The sequence below is a fragment of the Rhizobium sp. KDH_Rht_773_N genome (assembly GCF_052946295.1).
The window spans coordinates 1,089,839-1,114,687 of record NZ_CM129525.1 but is presented as its reverse complement, the minus strand read 5'-3'; the positions used below and the strand labels follow the sequence as shown (position 1 = coordinate 1,114,687).

Sequence of the window (24,849 nt, the reverse complement as noted above, 5' to 3'; positions counted from 1 at the left end):
GCCAAATACTGTTGCACTTAACAGGCAAAACGAGGTTTTCAGATGAGCATTTTCGGCAGCATGAAGACGGCAGTATCGGGGATGAACGCGCAGGCAAACCGCCTCAGCACCGTCTCCGACAACATCGCGAACGTGAACACCACCGGTTACAAGGCTGTTTCGACCGCGTTCTCGTCGCTGGTTCTGCCTTCCACGTCCGGCAACTACAGCTCGGGCGGCGTGACCACGACGGTTCGCCAGGCTGTCTCCGACCAGGGCGACATTTCCTACACGACCTCCGGCTACGATCTCGCGATTTCCGGTGACGGCTTCTTCATCGTTCAGGGCGCCGACGGCGTTCCGGTTCTGACGCGCGCCGGCGACTTCACCAAGGACGACAACGGCAACCTCGTCAACTCCGCAGGTTTCACGCTCATGGGTTATCCCTGGGGGGCTTCCGCCCCGGCGGTCGTCGTCAACGGCTTCGACGGTCTTGTTCCGATCAACGTTCTCGGCGACCAGAAGCTGGAAGCGATTGCGACGTCGAACGGTACCTGGACCGGCAACCTCAAGCCCGGTGCGACCGTCGTTACCGACCCCGATACGTGGCCGAGCGCAAACGCTGCGGTAGACCCCACGACGACGAACACCCAGAAGTATTCGATGGTCACCTACGACAAGCTCGGCAGCAAGGTGATGTACGACATCTACTTCACCAAGGTGCCGGCGCCGACGCCGACCGTTCCGGGCCAGGAATATCAGTGGGAAATGGCTGTGTTCCGCAACGCGGACAAGGCCACGACGGGCACCAGCTCCTTCCCGTACAGCTCCGGCCCGGTCGCGACCAAGACGATCTTCTTTGACGACAAGGGCAAGATGACCTCGACGGCCAATTCGACGATCACCGATCCGGCGACGGGCCTTACCATCGACCTCAATCTGGACCTCTCCCAGGTCGGCGACAATTTTTCCGGCACGGGTAACGTCGACGGCCAGGGCGCAAATTCGCCGGTCGACATCACCATCGACGCAGACGGTATCGTCTACTCCAAGTATGACGACGGCAGCACCAAGCCGGTCTTCCAGATTCCGCTCGCCAACGTGCCGAGCCCCGACCTGCTGACGCTGATGACCGGCAACGTCTACTCTGCCAACGGCAGGTCGGGCGTCACCGTCACCGGCTTCCCGCAGACCAGCGGCTTCGGCAAGATCCAGGCCGGTGCTCTCGAAGGCTCGAATGTCGATCTCGCCGGCGAGCTGACGGAAATGATCGAATCCCAGCGCAGTTACACCGCCAACTCCAAGGTGTTCCAGACGGGTTCCGATCTCATGGACGTCCTCGTCAACCTCAAGCGTTAATCAGGGTAACGGGTAAGCCATGTCGCTCACTTCGGCACTTAATACCGCGCAGAGCATATTCAACAATACGGGCGCGCAGAGCAGCATCGTATCGAACAATATCTCGAATGCCGGCAACAAGGACTATGTGCGCCGGCAGGCGATGCTCACCACCTCGCTGGGTGGCGCTCAGGTGGTCAAGATCAGCCGCGCGCAGGAAGATGCGCTGCTGAAACAGTATCTCAAGGCGTCCTCGAAGGACAGCGCCCAGCAGACCCTGCTGGGCGGCCTTGAGGACCTGAAGTCGATCATGGGCGGCAACGACAACGAAACGTCGCCGGAAGTGGCTCTGCGCACCTTCCGCGACAAGCTCGGCACCTTCCGCGCCACCCCTGGCGATCTGATCGCTGCCCAGGGCGCGATCACGGCGGCGCAGGACGTCGTAACCTCGCTGAACAATGCCTCCAAGGCGGTGCAGGAGCAGCGCGCCGACGCCGACAAGCAGATCAAGAACCAGGTCGATTCGCTGAACAGCCTGCTCAAGCAGTTCGAAACGGCCAACAATGCCGTCAAGAAGGCGACGGCCGGCAACGAGGACCCGTCGAGCGCTCTCGACGAGCGCGAAAAGGTCCTCAAGCAGATCAACCAGATCGTTGGCGTGTCGACGGTGACGCGTGATAACAACGACATGGTGCTCTATACGGCCGATGGCACGACCCTGTTCGAGACGATCCCGCGCGCGGTGAGTTTCGAGCCGACGCAGTCCTATGCGGCGGGCACGGTCGGCAACAAGGTCTATATCGACGGCGTTGCCGTCAATACGGGTTCGGGCGCCTCGACCAACGCGCAGGGCAGCCTGGCCTCGCTCCTGCAGATCCGCGACGATATTGCGCCGAAGTTCCAGAGCCAGCTCGACGAGGTCGCCCGCGGTCTTGTCAATCTTTACCAGGAGGACGGCAATCCCGGCCTCTTCGTCTGGACAGACCCGACGACCGGAGTCGCAGGGGGGGTCCCGCCGGCCGGAACGCTGATCAACGGCATTGCGGGAACGATCGCGATCAATGACCGTGTCGTCACCTCCAAGGGCGGCGATCCCATGCGGCTGCGTGACGGTAACATAAACGCCTCGAGTACGGCGGCGAACCCGGACGGTTCGAGCGGTTATACCGCAGAACTCGACCGCCTCTACACGGCGATGGATTCCGGCATCCCGTTCGACGCATCGACTGGCCTCGACTCGAATATCAGCATTCTGACCTTTGCCACCAATTCCATCGGCTGGCTCGAGCAGAACCGCAGCGATGCGACCACGGCAGCGGAAAACACCCAGGCTGCCGCGGCGCGAACCGATGAAGCTTATTCCAATGAAACCGGCGTCAACCTCGACGAGGAACTGACGCTTCTTCTCGATATAGAGCAGTCCTACAAGGCGGCGACCAAGATTTTGAACGCCGTCGACGAGATGTTGAAAGCATTGCTGGATATTGCGAGTTAAGCCATGAAAAGCTCATTTATTTCAAGTTCGGCCATCCAGAACGCCATGCGGCTGACGATCCGCCAGGCGCAGAACCAGATGACGAAGGCGACGATGGAAGCGACGACAGGCGTCTATGCCGACATTGGTGTGTCGCTTGGCGGTTACGCGGCCAAAAGCATTGATTTTACACGTGAAGTCGACCGGATCAAATCGATCAAGCTGAGCAACGCTCTCGTCGATGCCCGCATGGAATCGGCGCAGACCGGTCTCGACAAGATGAAGAAGGCCGGCGACAGTTTCCTGTCCAAGCTGACCGCGCTGCAGAGCAGCCATGATCCGGGCAGCGTCACGGTTGCCATCCAGTCGGCGACCAGTGCGCTCTCGACCATGATGGATACGTCGAATTCCATGGTGAACGGCGAATATCTCTTCGCCGGCATCAACACGGATATTCAGCCGTTGACGGATAAGACGGCTGCGACGACGACTGAAATTACCAACAGGCTGAACGCCTACGCGCTGACGCTCGGCAAGCCGGTGAACGAGATCACCGGCGACGAGATGAAGACCTTCATCGAAACCGAGGTCGAGCCGATGTTCAGCGAAGCGGCCTGGACCGATCCGACGACCGGCTGGTCCAAGGCATCCAGCCAGAACATGACGAGCCGTATCAGCAATTCGGAAGTTGTCGAATCCTCGACCAGCGCCAATTCCGAAGGCATGCGTTACTTCGCTCTCGCAACGGTCATGACCTCTGCGCTGTTCGGTCAGAACCTTAGCACGGATGCGATGAGCAAGGTTTCGTCGATGGCGATCACCTACACGACCCGCGCGACCACCGGGATCGTGACCCAGGCGAGCCAGCTCGGCCTGTCGCAGGAGCGCGTGGAGAAGGCGAATGACGCCCTCGACGCTCAGGCCAACATCATGCAGACCAAGCTCGTCGATATCCAGGGCGTCGATCCCTACGAGGCCTCGACGCTCGTCAAGACTTTGGAAACACAGCTCGAAACCGCTTACACGATCGTATCGAAGATCCAGCAGCTGAGCCTCGTGAACTACCTTTGATGATCAAAGGCGCGCAATATAAAGAAGGATGCATGAATGTATCAGTTCTCTTATGCCGAGGTCATGCAAGACTCGGTTGCCGACGCGAAAGAGCGGGAATGGCAGGTTCTCGAACGTTCGATCGAACTGCTTTCGGCGGCGCGCGACAAGGAGAAGTACAGCCGGGAGGCCATTGAAGCTCTCTTCTATACGCGAAGGGTGTGGATCAGCTTCATCGAGGATTTGAAACATCCCGACAACCAGTTGGAAGTCGAGCTCAGGGCCAACCTCATCTCGATCGCGATCTGGATATTGAAGGAATGCGACAGAATTAGAAAACGTCAGTCGAATAACTACCAGGGCATTATCGACGTTACCACCATCATCAGGGATGGACTTAAATGAAAAGTACACTTCGCATTTCTCTGAAAGCCGGGGAAAGAATCTTCATCAACGGCGCCGTCCTGCGTGTCGACCGCAAGGTCGCGCTGGAATTCCTGAATGATGTGACGTTCCTTCTCGAAAACCACGTGCTGCAGCCGGAAGGCGCGACCACGCCGCTGCGCCAGCTCTACTTCATCGCCCAGATGATCCTCATCAACCCCGAGGGCAAGGAACATTCCACCGCCATGTTCCGCAAGTCGATCACGATGCTGCTCACCTGCTTCAAGAACGAGGAAATCCTCGCCGAGCTGAAGCGGATCGACGCACTCGTCTCGACCGGCCGCGCCTTCGATGCGCTGAAGGCGATCCGGGCTCTCTATCCGATCGAAGACAGTATTCTCAACAATCACGAGCTGCCGCCGACCATGGTCGAGCAGATTCGCAGGGAGATCGCACCATGGCGGTAGACGGAACTCAGGCAGTCGGTGCCGGCAGCAGCACGTATGGCTCCTCCAGCGCTGCCCAGCAGAAGGCGACGCTGAACTACGACAACTTCCTGCAGCTGCTCGTCGCGCAGATGCAAAACCAGGATCCGACCGATCCGATGGATGCCAGCGAGCAGATGTCGCAGCTCGCGAGCTTCTCGCAGGTCGAGCAGACCATCCAGACGAACCAGAAGCTCGACACGCTGCTGACGAGCTCCAGCCTGACCCAGGCAAGCAGCTATATCGGCAAGTACATGGAAAGCGCCGACGGCAGCACCAAGGGTATTGTCGAATCCGTCAAGGTTTATTCGGACGGCCTCATTGCAACGCTCGACGATGGCGGTAAGATTCTCATCCAGCCGGGCATCTCGCTGGCCGATTCGGCCCCGACCAACGGTTCGGGCGACGATAGCGGTTCGGATGAAACCGGTGACGACAGCGGCACCGACGAAACGGATGGCGTCTGACATCATTCCCTTCGGATGATGTCGCAAAATATCAGTCCGGCTAAGCCGGGCTGTCTGCTTTCAATGCGATATGAGGTTGCCTGACGATGAATGAAGCTGATGCACTCGACCTGTTCCAGGCTGCGATCTGGACTGTTCTCGTTGCCGCGGGTCCCGCCGTCATTGCGGCAATGGTCGTCGGTCTCGTGATCGCGCTCATCCAGGCGCTGACGCAGGTGCAGGAAGCCACGCTTACCTTCGTGCCCAAGATCGTTGCCGTTCTGGTCACGATCGGCATATCCGCCCCCTTTGTGGGCTCCCAGATTTCCATCTTCACCAATCTGGTCTTCTCGCGCATCCAGTCCGGTTTCTGAGCAGGAGCCTTTCCTGGTTGGGCGAAGCATTCTTCGCGCAAGCTTCGCCATTTAACTGTCGATCCGAACTGGGCGGACTGTGATGTCCGCCTCCTCTCATGAAGAGACGGAATCGTTATGGCGCAACCACCTGCACTACCCCTTCCGAAAGTCGCTCCCAGCATGCGTGACATCGGCTTTGCCTTGGGCATCGTCGGTATCATCTGTATCCTCTTCCTGCCGATCCCGCCGTTCCTGATCGACATGGGCCTGGCATTCTCGATCGCCTTCTCGGTGCTGATCCTCATGGTCGCGCTGTGGATCCAGAAGCCGCTCGATTTCTCGTCCTTCCCGACCATCCTTCTGATCGCGACGATGACGCGACTGGCGCTGAACATCGCCACGACACGCGTCATCCTTTCGCATGGCAACGAGGGGCACGATGCGGCCGGCGGCGTGATTGCGGGCTTCGCAAGCCTCGTCATGTCCGGCGACTTCGTCATCGGTCTGATCGTCTTCCTGATCCTCATCACCATCAATTTCATCGTCATCACCAAGGGTGCGACGCGTATCGCGGAAGTCGGCGCACGTTTCACCCTGGACGCCATCCCCGGCAAGCAGATGTCGATCGACGCCGACCTTTCTGCCGGCATCATCGACGAGAAGGAAGCCCAGCGCCGCCGCAAGGAACTGGAGGAAGAAAGCTCCTTCTTCGGTGCGATGGACGGTGCCTCGAAATTCGTTCGCGGTGACGCGGTTGCCGGTCTTCTGATTACCGCCATCAACGTCTTCGGCGGCATCATCATCGGTTATTTCCGTCACGGCATGCCGATCGGCGAAGCGGCCGATGTTTTCGTCAAGCTGTCGGTCGGCGACGGCCTCGTCTCGCAGATGCCGGCCCTGATCGTCTCGCTCGCCGCCGGCCTTCTCGTCTCCCGCGGCGGCACCGTCGGCTCCACCGATCAGGCGGTCGTCAACCAGCTCAGCGGCTATCCGCGCGCGCTCTCCGTTTCGGCCGTGCTGATGTTCGTGCTCGGCCTGATGCCGGGCCTGCCGACGCTGCCCTTCGTCTTCCTCGGCAGCCTTCTCGCCTTCGGCGCCTGGTTCATCCCGCGCCAGATCGAGGCTGAAAACAAGATCCGCCGCGAGGCGGAGGAAAAGAAGGTCGTCCAGAACAAGGAACTCGAGAAGGACTCGGTCAAGTCGGTTCTGCGCACGTCGGAAATCGAGCTTGCTCTCGGCAAGATGGTCTCGACCCGCCTGCTCGGCGCCCATCAGGAACTCGCCTTCCGCGTCGGCAAGATGCGCAAGAAGTTTGCCACCCAGTACGGTTTCGTCGTGCCGGAAATCAAGGTGACGGACGATATCGGCATTCCCGAAAAGTCCTACCAGATCCGCATCCACGGCACGACCGTCGCCTCGAACCTGCTGCGTGTCGGCGAAGTTCTGGTCGTCACCGGCGCCGGCCGCAAGCCGAGCATTCCGGGCGACGAGATCCGCGAGCCCGCTTTCGGCATGCCGGCGGTTTCGATCCTCGAAAACTTCGCCGACGACCTCAAGCGCGAAGGCTTCCAGCCGATCGACAACGTCTCCGTCGTGCTGACCCATATGAGCGAGGTCATCAGGAACAACCTGCCGCAGCTTCTCTCCTATAAGGACGTGAAGATCCTGATCGATCGTCTCGATCCCGAATACAAGAAGCTCGCCGACGAAATCTGCTCGTCGCACATGTCCTATTCGGGCCTGCAGGCGGTGCTGAAACTGCTGCTTGCCGAGCGTGTCTCGATCCGCAACCTGCACCTCATCCTCGAAGCGGTCGCCGAACTTGCCCCGCATGTCCGCAAGACGGAGCAGATCGTCGAGCATGTGCGCATCCGCATGGCCCAGCAGCTTTGCGGCGACCTTGCCGACAACGGCGTGCTGCGCGTGCTGCGGCTTGGCAGCAAATGGGATCTGGCCTTCCATCAGGCGCTCAAGCGCGATGCCAAGGGCGAAGTCGTCGAATTCGACATCGATCCGCGCACGCTCGAGGAGTTCAGCGAACAGGCGACGAAAGTTATCCGTGAATTCATGGACAGGGGCCTGCCTTTCGCCCTTGTCACCTCACCGGAAACGCGCTCCTATGTCCGCATGATCATCGAGCGACTCTTCGCAACGCTTCCCGTTCTTTCGCATGTGGAACTGGCCAAGGGCATCGAAATCAAGATTCTGGGCTCGATTTCATGATTTCAGACCCGCAAGGGACAGTTCTGGCGCTGTTTCTGGTTTTCTGCCGGATCGGCGGCTGCGTGCTGACCCTTCCGGGTTTTTCCTCCGCCCGCGTGCCCGAGCAATTGCGCGTCTTCATCGCAGGCGCGCTTTCGCTGGCCGTCCTGCCGGTGCTCTGGGATACGGTCTACCCGTCCGTTCACACCAGTTCCGGCACCTATATCGGCCTGATTTTCAGCGAATCGCTGATCGGCGTCATGTACGGCATGCTGGCCCGCCTCTATACGCTCGGCCTGCAGTTTGCGGCCTCGATCGTGTCGATGATGGTCGGCTATACGCAGCCGAGCACGACCGATATCGTCGAAGATTCGGCCGAAATCAGCCTGACCGCCTTCATCACGATGACCGGCCTGATGGTCCTCTTCATCATGGACTTCCATCACATCGTCTTCCGCGCGCTGATCGATTCCTACACGACCATGCCTTTCGGCGGCTTGCTGCAGTTGCGCGCCACGCTCATCACCTTCACCGATACGCTGGAGCAGACGACCTACATCATGCTGCGGCTTTCGAGCCCCTACCTGATCTACGGGCTGATCTTCAACATTTCGATCGGCTTCATCAACAAGCTCGCCCCGCAGATACCGGTCTACTTCATCTCCACGCCCTATCTGCTGATGGGCGGCCTCTTCCTGCTCTATTTCTCGATCGCTGCGCTGATCAGCCAGTTCGGCCAGTCATTTGCCGGCATATTCGTGGGAAGGTGAGGGGCGATGATCGAGAAGAAACGGTCCGACAAGCTCAAGCGCCTGGTCGCGGTACAGCGTCATCTTGAGAAGATGGCGGAGTACGACCTGGCGGAAACCGCCCGCCAGCGCGCGGAAGTCAATGCGGCCATGGATGTCGCCATTCTTGCGCTTGGCTCGCTGGACCCGGTCCATCGCGCCTTTTCGCAGAGCTATGCCGACCGATTCGGCAGGCTGACCATCAAGGACCAGCAGCTGACGGGCATGCAGCAGGTGCACGAAATGCGCCTGACGCGTGAGCGCGCCAAGGGCGACCGGCTGGAAGAAAGCATGCTCGAAGCCCTTCAGGCCGAGCGTCGCGAGGCGGATGACAACGCCGTCTATGACGTCATCGATCAGCAGTTCGCAACGCCAGCCTCCAGCAAGCTTCAAAAATAATAATCGCCACGATCTTACATTAGAGGATTGTAACGTGGCTATTTCACCCCCCAGCGATCTGGTGATGGACGTCGTCAAGGCGGCCGACCCCATGGAGGTTCAGGCTGCCCAGGAAAAGCTGAAGGCCAACCGGGCGGCCTTTGCCGCAACCAGCCTGGCCGAAAACGGCAACGGCTTTTCGTCGGCGGTCGATATTCTCGACCATCTCAAGCAGAAGAGCGGCGTGCACAATATCCAGAACCGCGAAAAGCCCGAGGAGGTGCCGGAAACCTACCGGAAGTTCGAGGCCATGGTTCTGCAGAATTTCGTGAAATCCATGCTGCCGAGCGATGCCGAAAACGTCTTCGGCAAGGGCGCGACCGGTGACATCTGGAAGGGCATGATGGCCGAGCAGCTCGGCAACGTCATGGCCAAGGGCGACGGCATCGGCATTGCCAAGCAGATGTATTCCGAACAGCTGCGCCGCCAGGAAGGCAAGATCGTCAACGCCTCCACGGATGAAGACGACCGCAAGACCGCACTCAGCATGATCGACGAATTTCAGCGCAAGACCTTCGGCACCCCGACTGCCGACAATAAGTCCGCAACACGCGACGCATAATCGAGGATAAGATGGAAATAGTTTCGAACGAATACAGGATCAAATCCGTTCTCGGACGCCTCGAAATGATAATCGACAATGAGAACAACCGGATCGGCAGCGATCCGCAGTTCGATCTCAAGGTCTCGAACGCGCATAAGAGCCGGTGCCTGTACGAACTCTCGATGCTCTTCCGCGATACCGACCCGGCCGAACTCGCTGCTTCGCATCTCGACCAGCTTCACGGTCTGAAGAAGAAGCTCACGCTGAACGCGCGTCGCGTCGAAGCGCATCTGGAGGCGGTTCGCGCCGTTGCCGATCTTCTGAAGAACGCCGTGCAGGATGCCGATGCCGACGGCACCTATTCCCAGGAACAGTTTGTCGCGCGGGATGCCTGATGATCAAGCTCGTCCTCACAGGTGTCTGGGTCTGCGCGGTTACGCTGGCATCGGTTTATTTCTCAGTGAACATGGCGACCGCGCCGGCGCCGGCTGTGGCCGATACCAAGCAGAACGCGCTTGAGCTGGTGAAGGGCGAGACGATCACCGTGCCTGTCATCGGCAATGGTGCGGTCAACGGCTATTTCCTCGGCCGCATCTCTTTCATGATGCATAAGGATTTGATCGAGGGGCTCAACCTGCCGCTCACGGAGATGACGACCGACGAACTTTTCAGCCTGCTCGTCGGCAACAAGATGGTCGATGTCACCAATATCAAGGCCTTCGATCCCGCCGCTTTCCGCGAGGAAATCAAGAAGGGCATGAACGAGCGTCTCGGCGGCGACTATGTCGCCGAAGTCATGCTGGAGCAGCTCGACTATCTCTCCAAGGAAGACGTGCCCTCCGGCGGCAAGCCGGCGAAAGTCGGCGCGCCGGTCAAGATTGTCGAGACCGCGCCTGCGAGCGAAACGCCCGCTCCGTCCTCCGGACACTGACGGCTTCCGGCCGCCCGGTTAAAGAACGGTGCCGAAAGGCGCCGTTTTTGCGTTCTCGCCTTGGTTAATGAACCGCTTAGGCGCGCATGAAAATCCAAGCTTCTTTCCTAAGGGTTGTTTGAAGCCGAGCTGATACAAACACGGCACTGGCTTGGGAGGACGTCGCCGCAGGGGTGGCGGAGGCCGCTCGGGCTGGACGCTGCCGGTCCTGCGGGACCCCGGCTGCGGAAAGATGGGTTCGTTTTCCGGGATGTCGGGCGCATGACGCACCTTCGGCAGGAGGTTGGAATGAATTTGATTGCAAACTTCGCGGTGCTTGCATCGCGGCGGACGATCTTCGATCTGCCGGTCTGCGATCTCGGCTGGGATGATGCGCTGGTCTTCATCAACGAACTGGCTTCCATTCCCGTCGGGCAGACCGTGGTTTGCTTCGTCAACGCCCACAACATGCTGACGGCGCTGCGCGACGACGAATATTATCAGTTGATGTCGCACAATCTCGTGCTGCCTGACGGCATCGGCCTCAATATCGCATCGCAGGTCGCGCATGGTTCGCCGTTTCCCGCCAACCTGAACGGCACCGATTTCGTGCCGGCCCTCCTGACCTTCATGGAGACACCGCGCCGTATCGGCCTGATCGGCGGCGCGCGGCCGGTCGTCGAGAAGGCGGCCGAGAACTTTTCCAGGCACGCGCCCTGGCATGATTTTGTCGTCATCTCCGACGGCTTCTTCGACAAGGCCAATCCCGAACCCGTGATCGCCGAGGTGGAGCGCCAGAAACTCGATATCCTGATTGTCGGCATGGGCACGCCGCTGCAGGAAAAATGGGTTCACCAGAATATCCGCGCCGATCATGCAAGGCTCGTGCTGACGGTCGGCGCGCTCTTCGATTTCGTTTCGGGCGCCGTCCCCCGCGCGCCGAAAACGGTGCGCATGATGCGTCTGGAATGGGCCTATCGTCTGGTGCAGGAACCGGCGCGCCTGTGGCGGCGCTATATTATCGGTATTCCGGTCTTCCTTTTCCGGGTTCTCCAGTATCGTTTCAGCCGGCGTGCGCGCATTCTCGGTCAGCCGGATGAACGGATACACGCTTCAGGCGAACAGAAGAGAATCGAGCAGATCAAGAAAGCCGGCTGATTGCGGATTTTTGCAGGCTCCGGTTAACCATTTCTTTGCCATGTATATTTAGAGTAGCTTAATCATCCGCGTCGCCGCGGTTGAGCGAACTCGGCCATCATGCGCGTGAGATGTGACGCCAATGCACGATTCCAGGGCGAAGAACAGTTTCCATGATCGCGCAACCGCTTCTCCCCGCGGCCAGCGGCAAAGCCATGCCGAAAACAGCTTCCCTCCGCCGGAGATCCGTCCTTCCGAAGCCGAACTTCTGCGCGCCATAGGCCGGCTGCTCGACGAACAGCGTGCGAAGGCACGGCAGACCGAGCCGCTGGTGGACCGGATCGAAACCATCCTTGGTTCGCGTCTTCAGGCTGCAAACGATATCGCCTCCGCGCCTGAACCGGCTCGTCCCGTGCCTGCGCCACGGCCGCAATTGACCGAGGTCCACCACGTCGCTCCCGTGGAGAAAGCGTCCGTTCCGACGGTTCCGCGCAAGGGACGGCGCCCGAACTGGGTCGGAAGCGCTGCTGTCGTGGCGGCCCTCTCGTCCGGCGGCGCTGTCGTCCCCATTCTCATGCCGGTCTCGCCGGCGCTCTATACGGCAGAAACGACGCTTGTCGTGGATGCAGGCGCGGGCAATCGGGCCGTGCTCGTCGGAGATACGGCCAGAAGGCTCTCTTCGGCACCGGTCATCGCCTCTGCCGTTGCGGCCCTGAAGCTCGACCGCGATCCGGAATTTGCCGGCAACAACGCCAATGCGCTTGGCGTGGCCTTCGATCTTCTCTCCGGCAGCGGTGCGGCCGCCGATCCGGCATCGCGGGCGGAGGCGGCGCTGAAGTCTGCCGTGGCGGTTGTTCCCGACGATCGGGCGGGCACGATCCGCCTGATGGTGACGACTGGCGATGCCAACAAGTCGACGCGCATCGCCACGCGTCTGTCGGACGCCGTGACCGGCGGCAGCGCCACCGGCAAGGCGGCCGAGACGGCCGCTGCCCTGAAGAGGGAAAATGACCAGGCCCAGGCAGACCTTGCGGCCTTCAGCCAGAAGAACGGCGAGGGCAACGTCAAGGTCGCGACCCAGTTGCAGCACCAGATCGCCGGGCTCGATGCCGACCTGAAGAAAGCCGACGAGAATATCCTGGCCGCCAAGGCCCAGGCCGACAAGCTGAAAGCCGCCAAGCTCGCGGACGTGCTGGAAGGCTCGCTCCTTCCGGATATGATCTCGCCCGCCCTGCAGGATCTGCGCGACCGATATGCGATCGCCAAGACGGCCTTGGCCCAGCTTTCCGCCGATCTCGGGCCGCGTCATCCGCGCCTGCTCCAGCAGCAATCCGAGGTCGACGGTCTGAAAGACAGTATCGGCAAGGAACTGGCGCGCCTTGCCCAGAACGCGAATGCGGCGGCCAAGGCTGCCGTTGACGCACGCAGGCAGCTCAGCGACCGCCGCAACGCACTGATCGCCCAGAGCCGCGATACCGGCGTCGATCTCGCCAGGCTGACCGAACTGCGGGAGAAGGCGTCTGCCGCCCGCTCGCGCCTGGAAGAGGAGGTTTCCACGACAGGTGCGATCGGCGATGGCAGGGTCACGGTCGCGAGGCCCGCTCTACTCCTGCCGGCTTCCGGCGACAACAATCTCGGTTTCAGCGCCCTGCTTGGCGGCCTTGCCGGTTTGGCGCTGGGCCTCGGCCTGGCTTTCCTGCCGCGCCTCTTCCGCCGGCAGCCCGAACGGGCGCAGGTCCCGGCTCCCTTCCGTGCGCCTGAGCCCGAACACGCGCAGGCTACGGCGTTGGCGAGGGCTCCCCAGCCGGCGCCGGTCCCGCAGGCGGCCGGCGAAGTCGACGCGCTGCGCTCGCAGATCGCCAGCCTGCGCGACCGCTTTCACGCCTACAAGGCCTCGCAGTAAACGAGCGCCGGGCCACAGATTGCTCTTGCATTTGCCGTTTTTAGACGTGATAGGGCGTTATCGGGAAATCATGCCCGCTGCGGGCGAATAGACTGGCGCGAAATTGGGCGGAGAAGACGCGTGACGACTGTAATCGATGGCAAGCAGGTTGCCGCTTCGGTAATCGAAACCGTGAAATCGGCAAATGCCGCGCTCGAAGCCGCCAAGGGCATCCGCACGGGTCTTGCAGTCATCATCGTCGGCGACGATCCGGCAAGCCACACCTATGTCGGTTCCAAGAGCCGCATGGCCAAGGAGTGCGGCTTCAAGTCCGTCCAGCACACGCTGCCCGCCGAGACGAAGCAGGAGGAGTTGGCCGCACTCGTGGCCTCGCTCAATGCGGACGCTTCGATCCACGGTATTCTCGTGCAGCTGCCGCTGCCGAAACATCTCGACAGCGAACCGATCATCCAGTCGATCCTGCCGGAAAAGGATGTCGATGGCCTGAGCGTCGTCAATGCCGGCAAGCTTGCGACCGGCGATTTGAAGACGGGTCTCGTTTCCTGCACGCCGGCCGGCGCCATGGTGTTCGTCCGCCGTACCCATGGCGAGGACCTTTCGGGCCTCAATGCCGTCGTCATCGGCCGCTCCAACCTGTTCGGCAAACCGATGGCGCAGCTGCTGCTGAATGCCAATGCGACCGTGACGATCGCGCATTCGCGCACGAAGAACCTTTCGGAAATCTGCCGCAACGCCGATATCCTCGTGGCTGCCGTCGGCCGCCCGGAAATGGTCCGGGCGGACTGGGTCAAGCCCGGCGCCACCGTCATCGACGTCGGCATCAATCGCATCGCGGCTCCCGAACGGGGCGAGGGCAAGACCCGGCTCGTCGGCGACGTCGCCTTTGCGGAAGTCTCCCCGGTTGCCGCCGTCATCACCCCGGTTCCGGGCGGCGTCGGCCCGATGACGATCGCCATGCTGATGGCCAATACGGTGATTGCCGCTCATCGTTCGGCGGGGCTGACTGCGCCGGCCTTCTGATCAGGCTCTTTCGCTCAACCCTGCGGGGCAGGGCCTGTCGAGGCCCTGACGATCAGCTCGGTCTTCCAGAGTTCCTGCTCCGGGAAGGGGCCTGCCTGTTTGACCGTGCCGATCAGCCGCTGCGCGACGCGCACGCCGGCGGCGCGCAGCGACGAGCGCGTGGTCGTCAGCGGCACCGAGAAATTCTCCGGCTTCAGCAGCGGCAGCACGTCGTCATGGGCGATCAGCGAGATATCCTCGCCGAGTTTCAGCCCGGCCTGATTGACGGCCCGGATCGCGCCAAGCGCAAGCACCGTGCTGGAGCAGAGGATGGCGGTCGGCCGCTCGTCAAGCTGCAGGAAGCGCTCCATGGCGATCAGCCCCTCTTCGTCCGACATCACGGTATGGCTCGTGCAGTCCTCTTTCAGCTCCAGCCCGCGTTCGTTAAGGGCAGCAACGAGGCCGTTCCTGCGGCGAATGGCGAAGTCGAGATGCGCCGGCCCGTTCATCAGCGCAAAGCGCGTATGGCCGAGCTGCAGCAGCAGCCGCGCCGCATCGTAAAAGGCGGCCTCGTTGTCGATGTCGAGATAGGGATAATCCGGCTCGGAACCGAAGGAGCGGCCGTGCACGACGAAGGGCATGGAAAGCGATTTCAGCATGGCGAGCCGCGGGTCGTGGCCGCGCATATAGGCGACGAAGAGCGCGTCCACATTGCCGCTGATCGCCAGGCGCCGCAGTGCCGCCACCTCATCGTCCGGGTCGGCCGGCATGATGACGAAGTGGAAGTCGTGGCGCACGGCTTCCTCGCCGAGCCCGGTCAGGAACTCGCCGAAATGCACGTCCGACTGATGGCCGGGCGCCGTCGGCATGACGAGGCCGATCGAGCCGGCCTTGCCGGTCGCAAGACGCTGGGCGGCCTTGTTCGGCCGATATCCGGTTTCCTTGACTGCCCGGAGCACGCGTTCCCGGGTCGCCTCGTTGACCTCGGGATAGCCGTTGAGCGCGCGGCTCACGGTCGTCTGCGAAAGCCCCAGCAATTCCGATAGCTGTTTGAGATTCACCTGCTATGCTTCCTCCCGGCCTGCCCTGTGGCCGTCAAATAATGGCCGCCACCTCCCAATGGCTCCCAAAGCGCTTTCAAATATGTAGCATCTGCTGCGCTTGACTCAAGGAAAATCGCTCCATATTCCCCATTAAGCCTTGCTGCAAAGCGATATAGTGGCGGTATTCCCGCCGTTTTCGCAAAATGGCTTGACTTCATTCCAGCGAAAGTGAATGAGTTGCTTTGTCAAAGCGCTTTGAAATTTCCTTTGAATGAAATTCTGCGCTATCGGATTGTGATGGGAGGTTGATCACATGAAAAAGTCATTCCTGATGGGCGTTGCACTTGCGGCGCTTTTTGCCGGCGCTGCGTCGGCCGCGGATCTGAAATTCCCTCCGGGCCAGGACGCCAAGTTCAACTGGAAGAGCTATGACGACTTCAAGGCTGCGCATGCCGACCTGAAGGGGCAGCCGCTGACGATCTTCGGCCCCTGGCGCGGCGAAGACGAAGCCTTCTTCCAGAGCATTCTCGCCTATTTCGTCGAGGCCACCGGCATCGACGCCAAATATTCCTCCTCGGAAAATTACGAGCAGCAGATCGTCATCGACACGCAGGCCGGCTCGCCTCCGAACATCGCGGTCCTGCCGCAGCCGGGCCTGCTCGCCGATCTCGCCAGCAAGGGCTACCTGACGCCGCTCGGCGACGACACATCGAAATGGGTCAAGGACAATTACGGCGCCGGCGACAGCTGGGTCGGCTACGGCACCTACAAGGGCAAGGACGGCAAGGAGGCCTTCTTCGCCTTCCCGTACAAGGCCGACGTGAAGTCGCTCGTCTGGTACGTGCCTGAGAATTTCGAGGAAGCGGGCTACAAGGTCCCGACGACCATGGAAGAGCTGCACGCCCTGACCGACCAGATCGTCAAGGACGGCGGCGTTCCCTGGTGCATTGGTCTGGGTTCCGGCGGCGCGACCGGCTGGCCGGCGACCGACTGGGTCGAGGACATCATGCTGCGCATGCAGAAGCCTGACGTCTACGACAAGTGGACCACCAACGAAGTGAAGTTCACCGATCCGGCCGTCGTTGCCGCGATCGACGAATTCGGCAAGTTCGCCAAGAACGAAAAATATGTCGACGGCGGCGTTGCGGCTGTCGCTTCGACCGACTTCCGCGACAGCCCGAAGGGCCTCTTCGCCGTTCCGCCGAAGTGCTACCTGCATCACCAGGCTTCGTTCATCCCGTCCTTCTTCCCGGAAGGCACGAAGCTCGGCACCGATGCCGACTTCTTCTATATGCCGACCTATGCCTCGCATGCCGACCTCGGCAAGCCGGTTCTCGGTGCGGGCACGCTCGTCTCCATCGCCAAGGATTCTCCGACGGCCCGCGCCTTCATCGACTTCCTGAAGACGCCGATCGCGCATGAGGTCTGGATGGCGCAGTCGAGCTTCCTGACGCCGTACAAGGGCGTCAATGTCGATGCCTATGCCAACGATCAGATGAAGAAGGAAGGCGAGATCCTGACCTCGGCCACCACCTTCCGCTTCGACGGTTCGGACCTGATGCCCGGCAAGATCGGCGCCGGCGCCTTCTGGACCGGCATGGTCGATTTCGTCGGCGGCAAATCCGCTCAGGATGCCGCAGCCGAAATCCAGAGCGCCTGGGACGGCATCAAGTAACTCCTTTGAATCCATGCCGCCGGGCAGCCGGCGGCATCACCGGAATGAGCGGCCGGGTTCCGGAGGGGGAGCCCGGTCGTGCCGGATCCCGCGCCCAGACACACGAGATGTATTGACGGCATCCGGCCTTAACCCTTCAGAATAAGACAGGGAAGCAGGGGAGGGACGAAATGCTGTCGCAGATTGTGTCCGCTTTGGGCGTCGTGGTCGTCGCCGTTTTCGCGTGTTCGGCCTATTTCTTTTTCTCGAACAAGATCCTCGATCTCGCCCTGCCGGTGCGGGACGGCGATATCCGCCAGGCCTCGCGCAATCTGAACCGGCGCGCGATGATCCGCCCCTGGCTTTTCCTCGGCCCGGCACTCTTCCTGCTGGTCGTCTACCTCGTCTATCCCGTCGTCGCGACCTTCATCCTGTCCTTCTACGACCGGTCGGGCAATCAGTTCGTCGGTACGACCAACTATCTGTGGGCCCTGAACGACCGCGAATTCCGCCAGTCGATCTTCAACAACATCCTGTGGCTTGCCGTCGTGCCTGCCGCCTGCACCTTTTTCGGCCTCGTCATCGCCGTCATGACCGACCGCATCTGGTGGGGCAATATCGCCAAGAGCATCGTCTTCATGCCGATGGCGATCTCCTTCGTCGGCGCCTCCGTCATCTGGAAATTCATCTATGAATATCGCGGCGGCAACGATGTGCAGATCGGCCTTCTCAACGCCATCGTGCAGACTTTTGGCGGCACGCCCGAAGTGTGGATCTCCATTCCCTTCTGGAACAATTTCTTCCTGATGGTGATCCTGGTCTGGATCCAGACCGGTTTCGCCATGGTCATCCTCTCGGCCGCGTTGCGCGGCATCCCGGAGGAGACGATCGAGGCTGCCGTCATCGACGGCGCCAACGGCTGGCAGATCTTCTGGCGCATCATGGTGCCGCAGATCTGGGGCACGATCGCCGTCGTCTGGACGACGATCACCATCCTCGTCCTCAAAGTCTTCGATATCGTGCTGACCATGACCAACGGCCAGTGGCAGACCATGGTTCTGGCGAACCTGATGTTCGACTGGATGTTCCGCGGCGGCGGCGATTCCGGCAGATCGGCCGTCATCGCCATCATCATCATGCTGGCCGTCACACCGATCATGGTGTGGAACGTGCGCCGTGCCAATGCCGAAATGAAGGGACGCTGAGATGACGACAGCCTCACGCTATTTCAAGATCGGCCCCGCCCGTCTCTTCGTCCATTTCTGCGTTCTCGTCATCGTCGTCATCTGGCTGGTGCCGACGCTCGGCATCTTCGTCAGCGCGCTGCGCGACAGGGACCAGATCACGGTTTCGGGCTGGTGGACCGCCTTTGCCGGCTCCACGCAGACGGTTGCCGTGCGCCTCGGCACGCCCGACCAGCAGAAACAGGAGGGCGATGTCTACGTCATAACGGGCAACGTCCTGGCGGATCAGCCCGGCCGCTCGGTCAAGGCCTTTGGCGTGCGCGTGCAGCAGCCTTCGGCCTTCGGGGCCGGCGAGACCGCCGACCTCGGCGACGGCGAGAGCCTCGTCATCAACAGCGACGGCAGCTATCGCTACATGAAGAACGCCGCCTTCGCGCCGGACGAGCGTCCCCGCCGCATCTATGTTGCCGCCTCCGCGCCACCCGAATTCACCATGCAGAACTACCAGACCGTTCTGGCCAGCGAGGGCATCGGCCAGTCCTTCATCAACTCTCTGACGGTGACGATTCCGGCGACGATCATTCCGATCCTGATTGCCGCTTTCGCCGCCTATGCGCTGAGCTGGATGGAGTTTCCCGGCCGCGCGCTGTTGATTGCGCTCGTCGTCGGCCTCATCGTCGTGCCGCTGCAGATGTCGCTCATCCCGCTGCTCAGGCTCTATAACGAGATCGGTACCGCGATCGGACAGCCGTCGAAGACCTATCCCGGCATCTGGCTGGCCCATACCGCCTTCGGCATGCCGCTCGCCATCTATCTGCTGCGGGCCTATATTGCCGGCCTGCCCAAGGAGATCATCGAATCCGCCCGCGTCGACGGCGCCAGCGACTTCGAGATCTTCACCCGCATCGTATTGCCTCTGTCCTTCCCCGCGCTCGCATCTTTCGCGATCTTCCAGTTCCTGTGGGTGTGGAACGACCTGCTTGTGGCCATGGTCTTCCTCGGCACCGACAAGGACCACCTCGTGCTGACCGGGGCGCTGAACGCGCTGCTCGGCTCGCGCGGCGGCAACTGGGAAATCCTGACGGCGTCCGCCTTCGTCACCATCATCGTTCCGCTGCTCGTCTTCTTCGGGCTGCAGCGTTATCTGGTGCGCGGCCTGCTGGCGGGGTCGGTCAAGGGAGGCTGATCCATCCCAAGACATGATTTTTAGACAGGATATCCCATGACTGTGGCTTCCCAATCCATTCTGACCGCCGACAAGGACTGGTGGCGCGGCGCGGTGATCTATCAGATCTACCCGCGCTCCTACCAGGATTCCAACGGCGACGGGATCGGCGACCTGAAGGGCATCACCGCCCGCCTGCCGCATGTGGCAAGCCTCGGCGCCGACGCGATCTGGATATCGCCCTTCTTCACCTCGCCGATGCGCGATTTCGGCTATGACGTTTCCGACTATGAAAATGTCGATTCCATTTTCGGCACGCTGATCGACTTCGACACGCTGATATCGGAAGCCCATCGCCTCGGCATCCGCGTGATGATCGACCTCGTCATCTCGCATTCCTCCGACCAGCATCCCTGGTTCGTCGAAAGCCGTTCCAGCAGGACCAACGCCAAGGCCGACTGGTACGTCTGGGCCGATGCGAAGCCCGATGGCACGCCGCCGAACAACTGGCTGTCGATCTTCGGCGGGTCCGCCTGGGCGTGGGATCCGACGCGCATGCAATATTACATGCACAACTTCCTGACCTCGCAGCCGGACATGAACCTGCATAATCCCGAGGTTCAGGACCGCCTGCTCGATGTCGTCCGGTTCTGGCTGAAGCGCGGCGTCGACGGCTTCCGTCTCGATACGATCAACTTCTACTTCCACGACAAGCAGCTGCGCGACAATCCGGCGCTTGCCCCGGAGCGCCGCAACGCATCGACCGCGCCGGCCGTGAACCCCTATAATTTCCAGGAGCATCTCTACGACAAGAACCGCCCGGAGAACCTCGAATTCCTGAAGCGTTTCCGTGCGGTGCTGGAAGAGTTTCCGGCGATTGCCGCCGTCGGCGAAGTCGGCGACAGCCAGCGCGGCCTCGAGATCGTCGGCGAATATACGTCCGGCAACGACAAGATGCACATGTGCTACGCCTTCGAATTCCTGGCGCCCGATCCGCTTTCGCCGGAACGTGTCGAGGAAGTCATGAAGGATTTCGGCGCGGCCGCGCCCGATGGCTGGGCCTGCTGGGCCTTTTCCAACCATGACGTCATGCGCCATGTCAGCCGCTGGGGCTCGCTCGTCGCCGATCACGATGCTTTCGCCAAGCTCTATGCTTCGCTGCTCCTGACGCTGCGCGGTTCGGTCTGCCTCTATCAGGGCGAGGAACTTGCGCTCACCGAAGCCGATCTCGCCTATCAGGATCTGCAGGATCCCTACGGCATCCAGTTCTGGCCGGAATTCAAGGGCCGTGACGGCTGCCGCACGCCGATGGTCTGGGACAGCCAGGTCGCGCAGGGCGGCTTCTCGACGGTCAAGCCCTGGCTTCCGGTTCCGGTCGAGCACATCCTGCGCGCCGTCAGCGTGCAGCAGGGCGACGAAAATTCCGTGCTCGAGCACTACCGCCGTTTCATCGCTTTCCGCAGGCAGCATCCGGCTTTCGCCAAGGGCGAGATCGAGTTCGAGGAACCGCAGGGCGACGCGCTGCTTTTCACGCGCGAATACGGCAACGAAACGCTGCTCTGCATCTTCAACATGGGGTCGGCGGAAACCAGCGTGACCCTGCCGGCGGGCGAATGGCAGGCCCTGACGGGGCACGGCTTTACCAGCAACAATTACGGCGACAGGATCGATATTCCGGCCTGGGGGGCGTATTTCGCCCGCCTCGCTTAAGGATCAGGAGGGGAGAGGAAAATGACTGGACTGACGCTCAAGGATATCCGCAAATCCTATGGCTCCGTGGATGTGCTCCACGGCATCGATCTGGAAATCAACCAGGGCGAATTCATCGTTTTCGTCGGCCCCTCCGGCTGCGGCAAATCCACGCTTCTGCGCATGATCGCCGGCCTGGAAAACATCACCGGCGGCGAGATGTATATCGACGGCATGCTGGTCAACGACGTGCCGCCGTCGAAGCGCGGCATCGCCATGGTCTTCCAGTCCTATGCGCTCTATCCGCATATGACCGTCTTCGACAACATGGCCTTCGGCATGAAGATTGCCGGCGAGAGCAAGCAGGAGATCGACCGCCGCGTGCGGGCTGCGGCCGAAAGCCTGCAGCTGACCAAATATCTCGACCGCCTGCCGAAGGCGCTCTCGGGCGGCCAGCGCCAGCGCGTGGCGATCGGCCGCGCCATCTGCCGCAACCCCAAGGTCTTTCTCTTCGACGAGCCGCTGTCGAACCTCGACGCGGCGCTGCGCGTCGCGACCCGTATCGAGATCGCCCGCCTCAACGAGCAGATGGCCGATACGACGATGATCTATGTCACCCACGACCAGGTCGAGGCGATGACATTGGCGGACCGGATCGTCGTCCTCTCGGCCGGCAATATTGAGCAGGTGGGGGCGCCGCTGGAGCTTTACGAGCGCCCGGCAAACCTGTTCGTCGCCAAGTTCATCGGCTCGCCGGCCATGAACATCATCCCGGCAACGATCACCGAAGCCGGCCAGGCGACCACGGTGACGCTGACGGGCGGCAAGTCGGTGACGCTCGATATCGCCACGGCAGCATCGGAAAAGGGCAAGCAGGCAAGCTTCGGTGTTCGCCCGGAAGACCTTCGGGTCGCCGAGCCCAGCGAGAACTATCTTTTCGAGGGCGAAGTCTCGATCGTCGAAGCGCTCGGCGAAGTGACGCTGCTCTATATCGAAGGTCTGGTTCAGGGCGAACCGATCATCGTCAAGCTGCCCGGAATCTACGACGTGAAGCGCGGCCAGAAGATGCATTTCGCCGCCGACAGGCAGAAGCTGCACCTCTTCGACGCCGCGGGTCACACCTACAGAAAATAACCATCCATTTTTGGTGGAATCCTTCCTCCCGAGCCTGTGGACGGGAAGGATTCTCACTTTCTGTTAAACATGCGGTGCTAGCCTTTTTCCCCATCAAGACTGAGGGGAATATGGCCATGGCCGCATCGAATCCAACACCGCCAAAACCGCACTTCCTGGCCAGGGAGGAGTCTTTCATGTACGACCGCGAATCGCGGTTCAAGATGGAAGACACGATGAACGCCGCGCGCATCGAATATACGGAAAAGGGCGTCATGCACGCCGCTTCGCGCCGCTGCGATATCGTTCGCATTTCGATGAGCAGCGCCATCCTGGCGATCCTCACGCAGTACACGCTCCCCAAGCAGTTTTATCTGGATATCCCCGACGCCCGCATCACCAAGGTCGGCTGCCTCCTGATGAAGACCTTCACCAACAACACGATCGAGGTTCGCTTCCTGCGGCTGCTGACGCAGAAGGAGCTGAACAAGATCTTCGTCTACTCCACCCATCCGGCCCACAAGGACTACGTCCTCGATATCCGCGCATAATAGTCTCGCGTCTCGCTGGATACGGAAAACCCGCGGCTTCTTGAACTGCCCCCGAAGTTGGACCTCCAACGTCGGGGGCAGTTCATTTGGCCGCGAGCCTTTTCGTTTGTGCCGGTGGCGCTCTGCTCAGTGATGGGCGTGGAACAGCACGCTCGCGCCCTGGTCCGACGGGCCGACCGCATGGCGGAACGGGGCAAAGAGTTCGCGGCCCATGCCGAACTCATTCTCCGAGAGATCGATGGTGACCGGCTCGCGCTCGGCCATGTCGGCGGCATCGACCAGAACCTCCAGCGTGCCTCTGATCGCGTCGAGACGGATCATGTCGCCATCCTTGATCCGGGCGATCGGGCCGCCGTCGACCGCCTCGGGCGTGACGTGGATCGCCGCCGGAACCTTGCCGGAGGCGCCCGACATGCGCCCGTCCGTCAGCAGCGCCACGCGGAAACCCCGGTCCTGCAGCACGCCGAGCGCCGGCGTCAGCTTGTGCAGTTCCGGCATGCCGTTGGCCTTGGGTCCCTGGAAGCGCACGACGGCGACGAAATCGCGGTTGAGTTTGCCCTCCTTGAAAGCCTCCTGCAGTTCCTGCTGGCTGTGGAAGACGATCGCCGGCGCCTCGATGATATGGCGCTCGGCCTTGACGGCGGAAATCTTGATGACCGCCTTGCCGAGATTGCCGCGCAGCATCTTCAGGCCGCCATTGGCCTGGAAGGGCGTCTCGATGCTGGCAAGCACCTTCGGGTCGTGGCTTTTTTCCGGGGAGGGCTGGCGCACGACCGCGCCGTTTTCGCCGAGTTGCGCATCGACCGTATAGGCTTCGAGACCCTGGCCGAAGACGGTGCGCACATCGTCATGCACGAGGCCCTGCTTCAGCAGTTCCTTGATGAGGAAGCCCATGCCGCCGGCCGCCTGGAAATGGTTCACGTCGGCAAGCCCGTTCGGGTAGACGCGGGCAAGCAGCGGCACCAGCTCCGAAAGCTCGGCAATATCCTGCCAGGTGAGCACGATGCCGCCGGCGCGCGCCATCGCGACGAGATGCATCGTGTGGTTCGTCGAGCCGCCGGTCGCATGCAGGCCGACGACGCCGTTGACGATCGAGCGCTCGTCGATCATCTCGCCGGCCGGCGTGAATTCGTTGCCGAGCGCGGTGATGGCGAGCGCCCGCTTCGTTGCCTCGCGCGTCAGCGCTTCGCGCAGCGGCGTGCCGGGATTGACGAAGGAGGAGCCGGGCATATGGAAGCCCATGATCTCCATCAGCATCTGGTTGGAATTGGCGGTGCCGTAGAAGGTGCAGGTGCCGGGGCCGTGATAGGACTTGGATTCGGCTTCCAGCAGCTCGGCGCGGCCGACCTTGCCTTCCGCAAAGAGCTGGCGCACCCGCGACTTCTCGTCGTTCGGCAGGCCAGACGTCATCGGCCCGGCCGGGATGAAGATTGCCGGCAGGTGGCCGAAGGAAAGCGCTGCAATGACGAGGCCTGGCACGATCTTGTCGCAGACGCCGAGGAAGAGGGCGGCATCGAACATGTTGTGCGACAGGCCGACACCGGCTGCCATGGCGATCAGGTCGCGCGAGAAGAGCGAAAGCTCCATGCCCGGCTGGCCCTGGGTCACGCCGTCGCACATGGCCGGCACGCCGCCCGCGACCTGGGCGATACCGCCGGCCTGTGCGGCCGCTTCGCGGATGATCGCCGGATAGGTCTCGAACGGCTGGTGGGCCGAGAGCATGTCGTTATAGGCGGTGATGATGCCGAGATTGGGCACGCGGTCGCCCGCAAGTGCATCCTTCTCGGCGGGGGAACAGACCGCGAAGCCGTGGGCGAGGTTGGCGCAGCCGAGAACCGAACGGTTGACGCCTTGGGAGGCGGCAGCGCGCAGGCGCTCCAGATAGCGCTCGCGGGTCGGCTTCGAGCGTTCGACAATGCGATTCGTGATCGCAGCAATGCGTGCGTGAGCGGACATGGAAAATCCCTGCCTTGTTCTGGTTCGTCTGTATCTGTTCGCCGGCTCCGGCGGCTTCAAA

The 24,849-nt window shown here is 61.5% G+C and carries 24 protein-coding genes; 22 read left to right on the top strand and 2 right to left on the bottom strand.

All coding sequences use genetic code 11. From position 1 onward, the window contains the following. Positions 1–42 precede the first annotated feature (42 nt). The 16 genes from ACU8HS_RS05675 to folD all read left to right on the top strand — a co-directional run bounded on the left by ACU8HS_RS05675 (position 43) and on the right by folD (position 14,454). Complete coding sequence (locus ACU8HS_RS05675) at positions 43–1,338, top strand: flagellar hook protein FlgE (protein WP_112705589.1); 1,296 nt, start codon at positions 43–45, stop codon at positions 1,336–1,338. A 19-nt stretch (positions 1,339–1,357) separates the two neighbouring features. Further along, a complete protein-coding gene (gene flgK, locus ACU8HS_RS05670) occupies positions 1,358–2,812 on the top strand; it encodes a flagellar hook-associated protein FlgK (protein ID WP_447015542.1) in 1,455 nt (484 codons plus the stop codon). Positions 2,813–2,815: 3 nt separating this feature from the next. After that, positions 2,816–3,862 carry a flagellar hook-associated family protein gene (locus ACU8HS_RS05665; protein ID WP_112570804.1) on the top strand — a complete coding sequence of 349 codons (1,047 nt, stop codon included), beginning with the start codon at positions 2,816–2,818 and terminating at the stop codon, positions 3,860–3,862. A gap of 36 nt (positions 3,863–3,898) precedes the next feature. Further along, the gene (gene flaF / locus ACU8HS_RS05660) at positions 3,899–4,246 is read left to right on the top strand and encodes a flagellar biosynthesis regulator FlaF (protein ID WP_112570806.1); all 348 of its coding nucleotides are present in this window, start codon (positions 3,899–3,901) and stop codon (positions 4,244–4,246) included. Continuing rightward, entirely contained in the window at positions 4,243–4,692 is a 450-nt protein-coding gene (gene flbT, locus ACU8HS_RS05655) for a flagellar biosynthesis repressor FlbT (protein ID WP_112570808.1), read from the top strand. The genes flaF and flbT overlap by 4 nt, the downstream gene beginning before the upstream one ends. After that, positions 4,683–5,177: a flagellar hook assembly protein FlgD gene (gene flgD, locus ACU8HS_RS05650; protein WP_112570810.1), complete on the top strand. Its 495-nt coding sequence runs from the start codon at positions 4,683–4,685 to the stop codon at positions 5,175–5,177. The genes flbT and flgD overlap by 10 nt, the downstream gene beginning before the upstream one ends. An 86-nt stretch (positions 5,178–5,263) precedes the next feature. Continuing rightward, positions 5,264–5,530, top strand: coding sequence for a flagellar biosynthesis protein FliQ (gene fliQ / locus ACU8HS_RS05645; RefSeq protein ID WP_112570812.1), 267 nt, complete (start codon positions 5,264–5,266; stop codon positions 5,528–5,530). Positions 5,531–5,647: 117 nt separating this feature from the next. Continuing rightward, complete coding sequence (gene flhA / locus ACU8HS_RS05640; protein WP_112570815.1) at positions 5,648–7,735, top strand: flagellar biosynthesis protein FlhA; 2,088 nt, start codon at positions 5,648–5,650, stop codon at positions 7,733–7,735. Continuing rightward, entirely contained in the window at positions 7,732–8,484 is a 753-nt protein-coding gene (gene fliR, locus ACU8HS_RS05635) for a flagellar biosynthetic protein FliR (protein WP_112570817.1), read from the top strand. Before flhA ends, fliR begins: the two co-directional genes overlap by 4 nt. A gap of 6 nt (positions 8,485–8,490) precedes the next feature. Then, the gene (locus tag ACU8HS_RS05630; RefSeq protein WP_112570819.1) at positions 8,491–8,901 is read left to right on the top strand and encodes a hypothetical protein; all 411 of its coding nucleotides are present in this window, start codon (positions 8,491–8,493) and stop codon (positions 8,899–8,901) included. Positions 8,902–8,935: 34 nt separating this feature from the next. Next, positions 8,936–9,502, top strand: a complete 567-nt coding sequence (locus ACU8HS_RS05625) for a rod-binding protein (RefSeq protein ID WP_112570821.1) — start codon at positions 8,936–8,938, stop codon at positions 9,500–9,502. A gap of 11 nt (positions 9,503–9,513) precedes the next feature. After that, positions 9,514–9,879, top strand: coding sequence for a hypothetical protein (locus tag ACU8HS_RS05620; protein WP_112570823.1), 366 nt, complete (start codon positions 9,514–9,516; stop codon positions 9,877–9,879). Further along, positions 9,879–10,415 (top strand): hypothetical protein, encoded by a 537-nt coding sequence (locus ACU8HS_RS05615; protein ID WP_447015541.1) that lies wholly within the window; start codon positions 9,879–9,881, stop codon positions 10,413–10,415. The genes ACU8HS_RS05620 and ACU8HS_RS05615 overlap by 1 nt, the downstream gene beginning before the upstream one ends. 288 nt (positions 10,416–10,703) lie before the next feature. Beyond that, the gene (locus ACU8HS_RS05610) at positions 10,704–11,552 is read left to right on the top strand and encodes a WecB/TagA/CpsF family glycosyltransferase (RefSeq protein WP_112754783.1); all 849 of its coding nucleotides are present in this window, start codon (positions 10,704–10,706) and stop codon (positions 11,550–11,552) included. Between the two features lie 121 nt (positions 11,553–11,673). Next, the gene (locus tag ACU8HS_RS05605; RefSeq protein WP_447015540.1) at positions 11,674–13,434 is read left to right on the top strand and encodes a succinoglycan biosynthesis protein exop; all 1,761 of its coding nucleotides are present in this window, start codon (positions 11,674–11,676) and stop codon (positions 13,432–13,434) included. A gap of 120 nt (positions 13,435–13,554) precedes the next feature. Then, on the top strand, positions 13,555–14,454 hold the full coding sequence (gene folD / locus ACU8HS_RS05600) for a bifunctional methylenetetrahydrofolate dehydrogenase/methenyltetrahydrofolate cyclohydrolase FolD (RefSeq protein ID WP_112570831.1): 900 nt from the start codon (positions 13,555–13,557) through the stop codon (positions 14,452–14,454). 14 nt (positions 14,455–14,468) lie between these two features. Here folD and ACU8HS_RS05595 read toward each other — a convergent pair whose 3' ends face one another. Next, positions 14,469–15,494: a LacI family DNA-binding transcriptional regulator gene (locus ACU8HS_RS05595; RefSeq protein WP_447015539.1), complete on the bottom strand. Its 1,026-nt coding sequence runs from the start codon at positions 15,492–15,494 to the stop codon at positions 14,469–14,471. A 295-nt stretch (positions 15,495–15,789) separates the two neighbouring features. Between ACU8HS_RS05595 and ACU8HS_RS05590 the strand changes: the two genes are divergently transcribed. From ACU8HS_RS05590 to ACU8HS_RS05565, 6 genes are all read left to right on the top strand, one after another. Then, entirely contained in the window at positions 15,790–17,151 is a 1,362-nt protein-coding gene (locus ACU8HS_RS05590; protein WP_447015538.1) for an ABC transporter substrate-binding protein, read from the top strand. Between the two features lie 170 nt (positions 17,152–17,321). Further along, a complete protein-coding gene (locus tag ACU8HS_RS05585; protein ID WP_112570837.1) occupies positions 17,322–18,335 on the top strand; it encodes a carbohydrate ABC transporter permease in 1,014 nt (337 codons plus the stop codon). A 1-nt stretch (position 18,336) separates the two neighbouring features. Beyond that, on the top strand, positions 18,337–19,500 hold the full coding sequence (locus ACU8HS_RS05580) for a carbohydrate ABC transporter permease (RefSeq protein ID WP_112754790.1): 1,164 nt from the start codon (positions 18,337–18,339) through the stop codon (positions 19,498–19,500). A 36-nt stretch (positions 19,501–19,536) separates the two neighbouring features. Next, positions 19,537–21,189: a beta-galactosidase BglA gene (gene bglA, locus ACU8HS_RS05575; RefSeq protein ID WP_113500770.1), complete on the top strand. Its 1,653-nt coding sequence runs from the start codon at positions 19,537–19,539 to the stop codon at positions 21,187–21,189. A gap of 21 nt (positions 21,190–21,210) precedes the next feature. Then, the gene (locus ACU8HS_RS05570; RefSeq protein WP_112570843.1) at positions 21,211–22,302 is read left to right on the top strand and encodes an ABC transporter ATP-binding protein; all 1,092 of its coding nucleotides are present in this window, start codon (positions 21,211–21,213) and stop codon (positions 22,300–22,302) included. Positions 22,303–22,418: 116 nt separating this feature from the next. Continuing rightward, complete coding sequence (locus tag ACU8HS_RS05565) at positions 22,419–22,832, top strand: hypothetical protein (RefSeq protein ID WP_377313373.1); 414 nt, start codon at positions 22,419–22,421, stop codon at positions 22,830–22,832. Positions 22,833–22,958: 126 nt separating this feature from the next. On the opposite strand, the gene edd is transcribed toward ACU8HS_RS05565, so the two are convergent. Further along, positions 22,959–24,788 (bottom strand): phosphogluconate dehydratase, encoded by a 1,830-nt coding sequence (gene edd, locus ACU8HS_RS05560; RefSeq protein ID WP_447015537.1) that lies wholly within the window; start codon positions 24,786–24,788, stop codon positions 22,959–22,961. Between the last annotated feature and the right edge of the window lie 61 nt (positions 24,789–24,849).

Coding starts and splice junctions, on each gene's coding strand:
- ACU8HS_RS05565 (WP_377313373.1), top strand. CDS start 22,419: ATGGCCGCATCGAATCCAACACCGCCAAAACCGCACTTCCTGGCCAGG.
- flaF (WP_112570806.1), top strand. CDS start 3,899: ATGTATCAGTTCTCTTATGCCGAGGTCATGCAAGACTCGGTTGCCGAC.
- ACU8HS_RS05605 (WP_447015540.1), top strand. CDS start 11,674: ATGCACGATTCCAGGGCGAAGAACAGTTTCCATGATCGCGCAACCGCT.
- flgK (WP_447015542.1), top strand. CDS start 1,358: ATGTCGCTCACTTCGGCACTTAATACCGCGCAGAGCATATTCAACAAT.
- ACU8HS_RS05610 (WP_112754783.1), top strand. CDS start 10,704: ATGAATTTGATTGCAAACTTCGCGGTGCTTGCATCGCGGCGGACGATC.
- ACU8HS_RS05585 (WP_112570837.1), top strand. CDS start 17,322: ATGCTGTCGCAGATTGTGTCCGCTTTGGGCGTCGTGGTCGTCGCCGTT.
- flhA (WP_112570815.1), top strand. CDS start 5,648: ATGGCGCAACCACCTGCACTACCCCTTCCGAAAGTCGCTCCCAGCATG.
- ACU8HS_RS05675 (WP_112705589.1), top strand. CDS start 43: ATGAGCATTTTCGGCAGCATGAAGACGGCAGTATCGGGGATGAACGCG.
- ACU8HS_RS05570 (WP_112570843.1), top strand. CDS start 21,211: ATGACTGGACTGACGCTCAAGGATATCCGCAAATCCTATGGCTCCGTG.
- bglA (WP_113500770.1), top strand. CDS start 19,537: ATGACTGTGGCTTCCCAATCCATTCTGACCGCCGACAAGGACTGGTGG.
- fliR (WP_112570817.1), top strand. CDS start 7,732: ATGATTTCAGACCCGCAAGGGACAGTTCTGGCGCTGTTTCTGGTTTTC.
- ACU8HS_RS05620 (WP_112570823.1), top strand. CDS start 9,514: ATGGAAATAGTTTCGAACGAATACAGGATCAAATCCGTTCTCGGACGC.
- fliQ (WP_112570812.1), top strand. CDS start 5,264: ATGAATGAAGCTGATGCACTCGACCTGTTCCAGGCTGCGATCTGGACT.
- ACU8HS_RS05590 (WP_447015538.1), top strand. CDS start 15,790: ATGAAAAAGTCATTCCTGATGGGCGTTGCACTTGCGGCGCTTTTTGCC.
- ACU8HS_RS05580 (WP_112754790.1), top strand. CDS start 18,337: ATGACGACAGCCTCACGCTATTTCAAGATCGGCCCCGCCCGTCTCTTC.
- flgD (WP_112570810.1), top strand. CDS start 4,683: ATGGCGGTAGACGGAACTCAGGCAGTCGGTGCCGGCAGCAGCACGTAT.
- edd (WP_447015537.1), bottom strand. CDS start 24,788: ATGTCCGCTCACGCACGCATTGCTGCGATCACGAATCGCATTGTCGAA.
- ACU8HS_RS05665 (WP_112570804.1), top strand. CDS start 2,816: ATGAAAAGCTCATTTATTTCAAGTTCGGCCATCCAGAACGCCATGCGG.
- ACU8HS_RS05615 (WP_447015541.1), top strand. CDS start 9,879: ATGATCAAGCTCGTCCTCACAGGTGTCTGGGTCTGCGCGGTTACGCTG.
- flbT (WP_112570808.1), top strand. CDS start 4,243: ATGAAAAGTACACTTCGCATTTCTCTGAAAGCCGGGGAAAGAATCTTC.
- ACU8HS_RS05630 (WP_112570819.1), top strand. CDS start 8,491: ATGATCGAGAAGAAACGGTCCGACAAGCTCAAGCGCCTGGTCGCGGTA.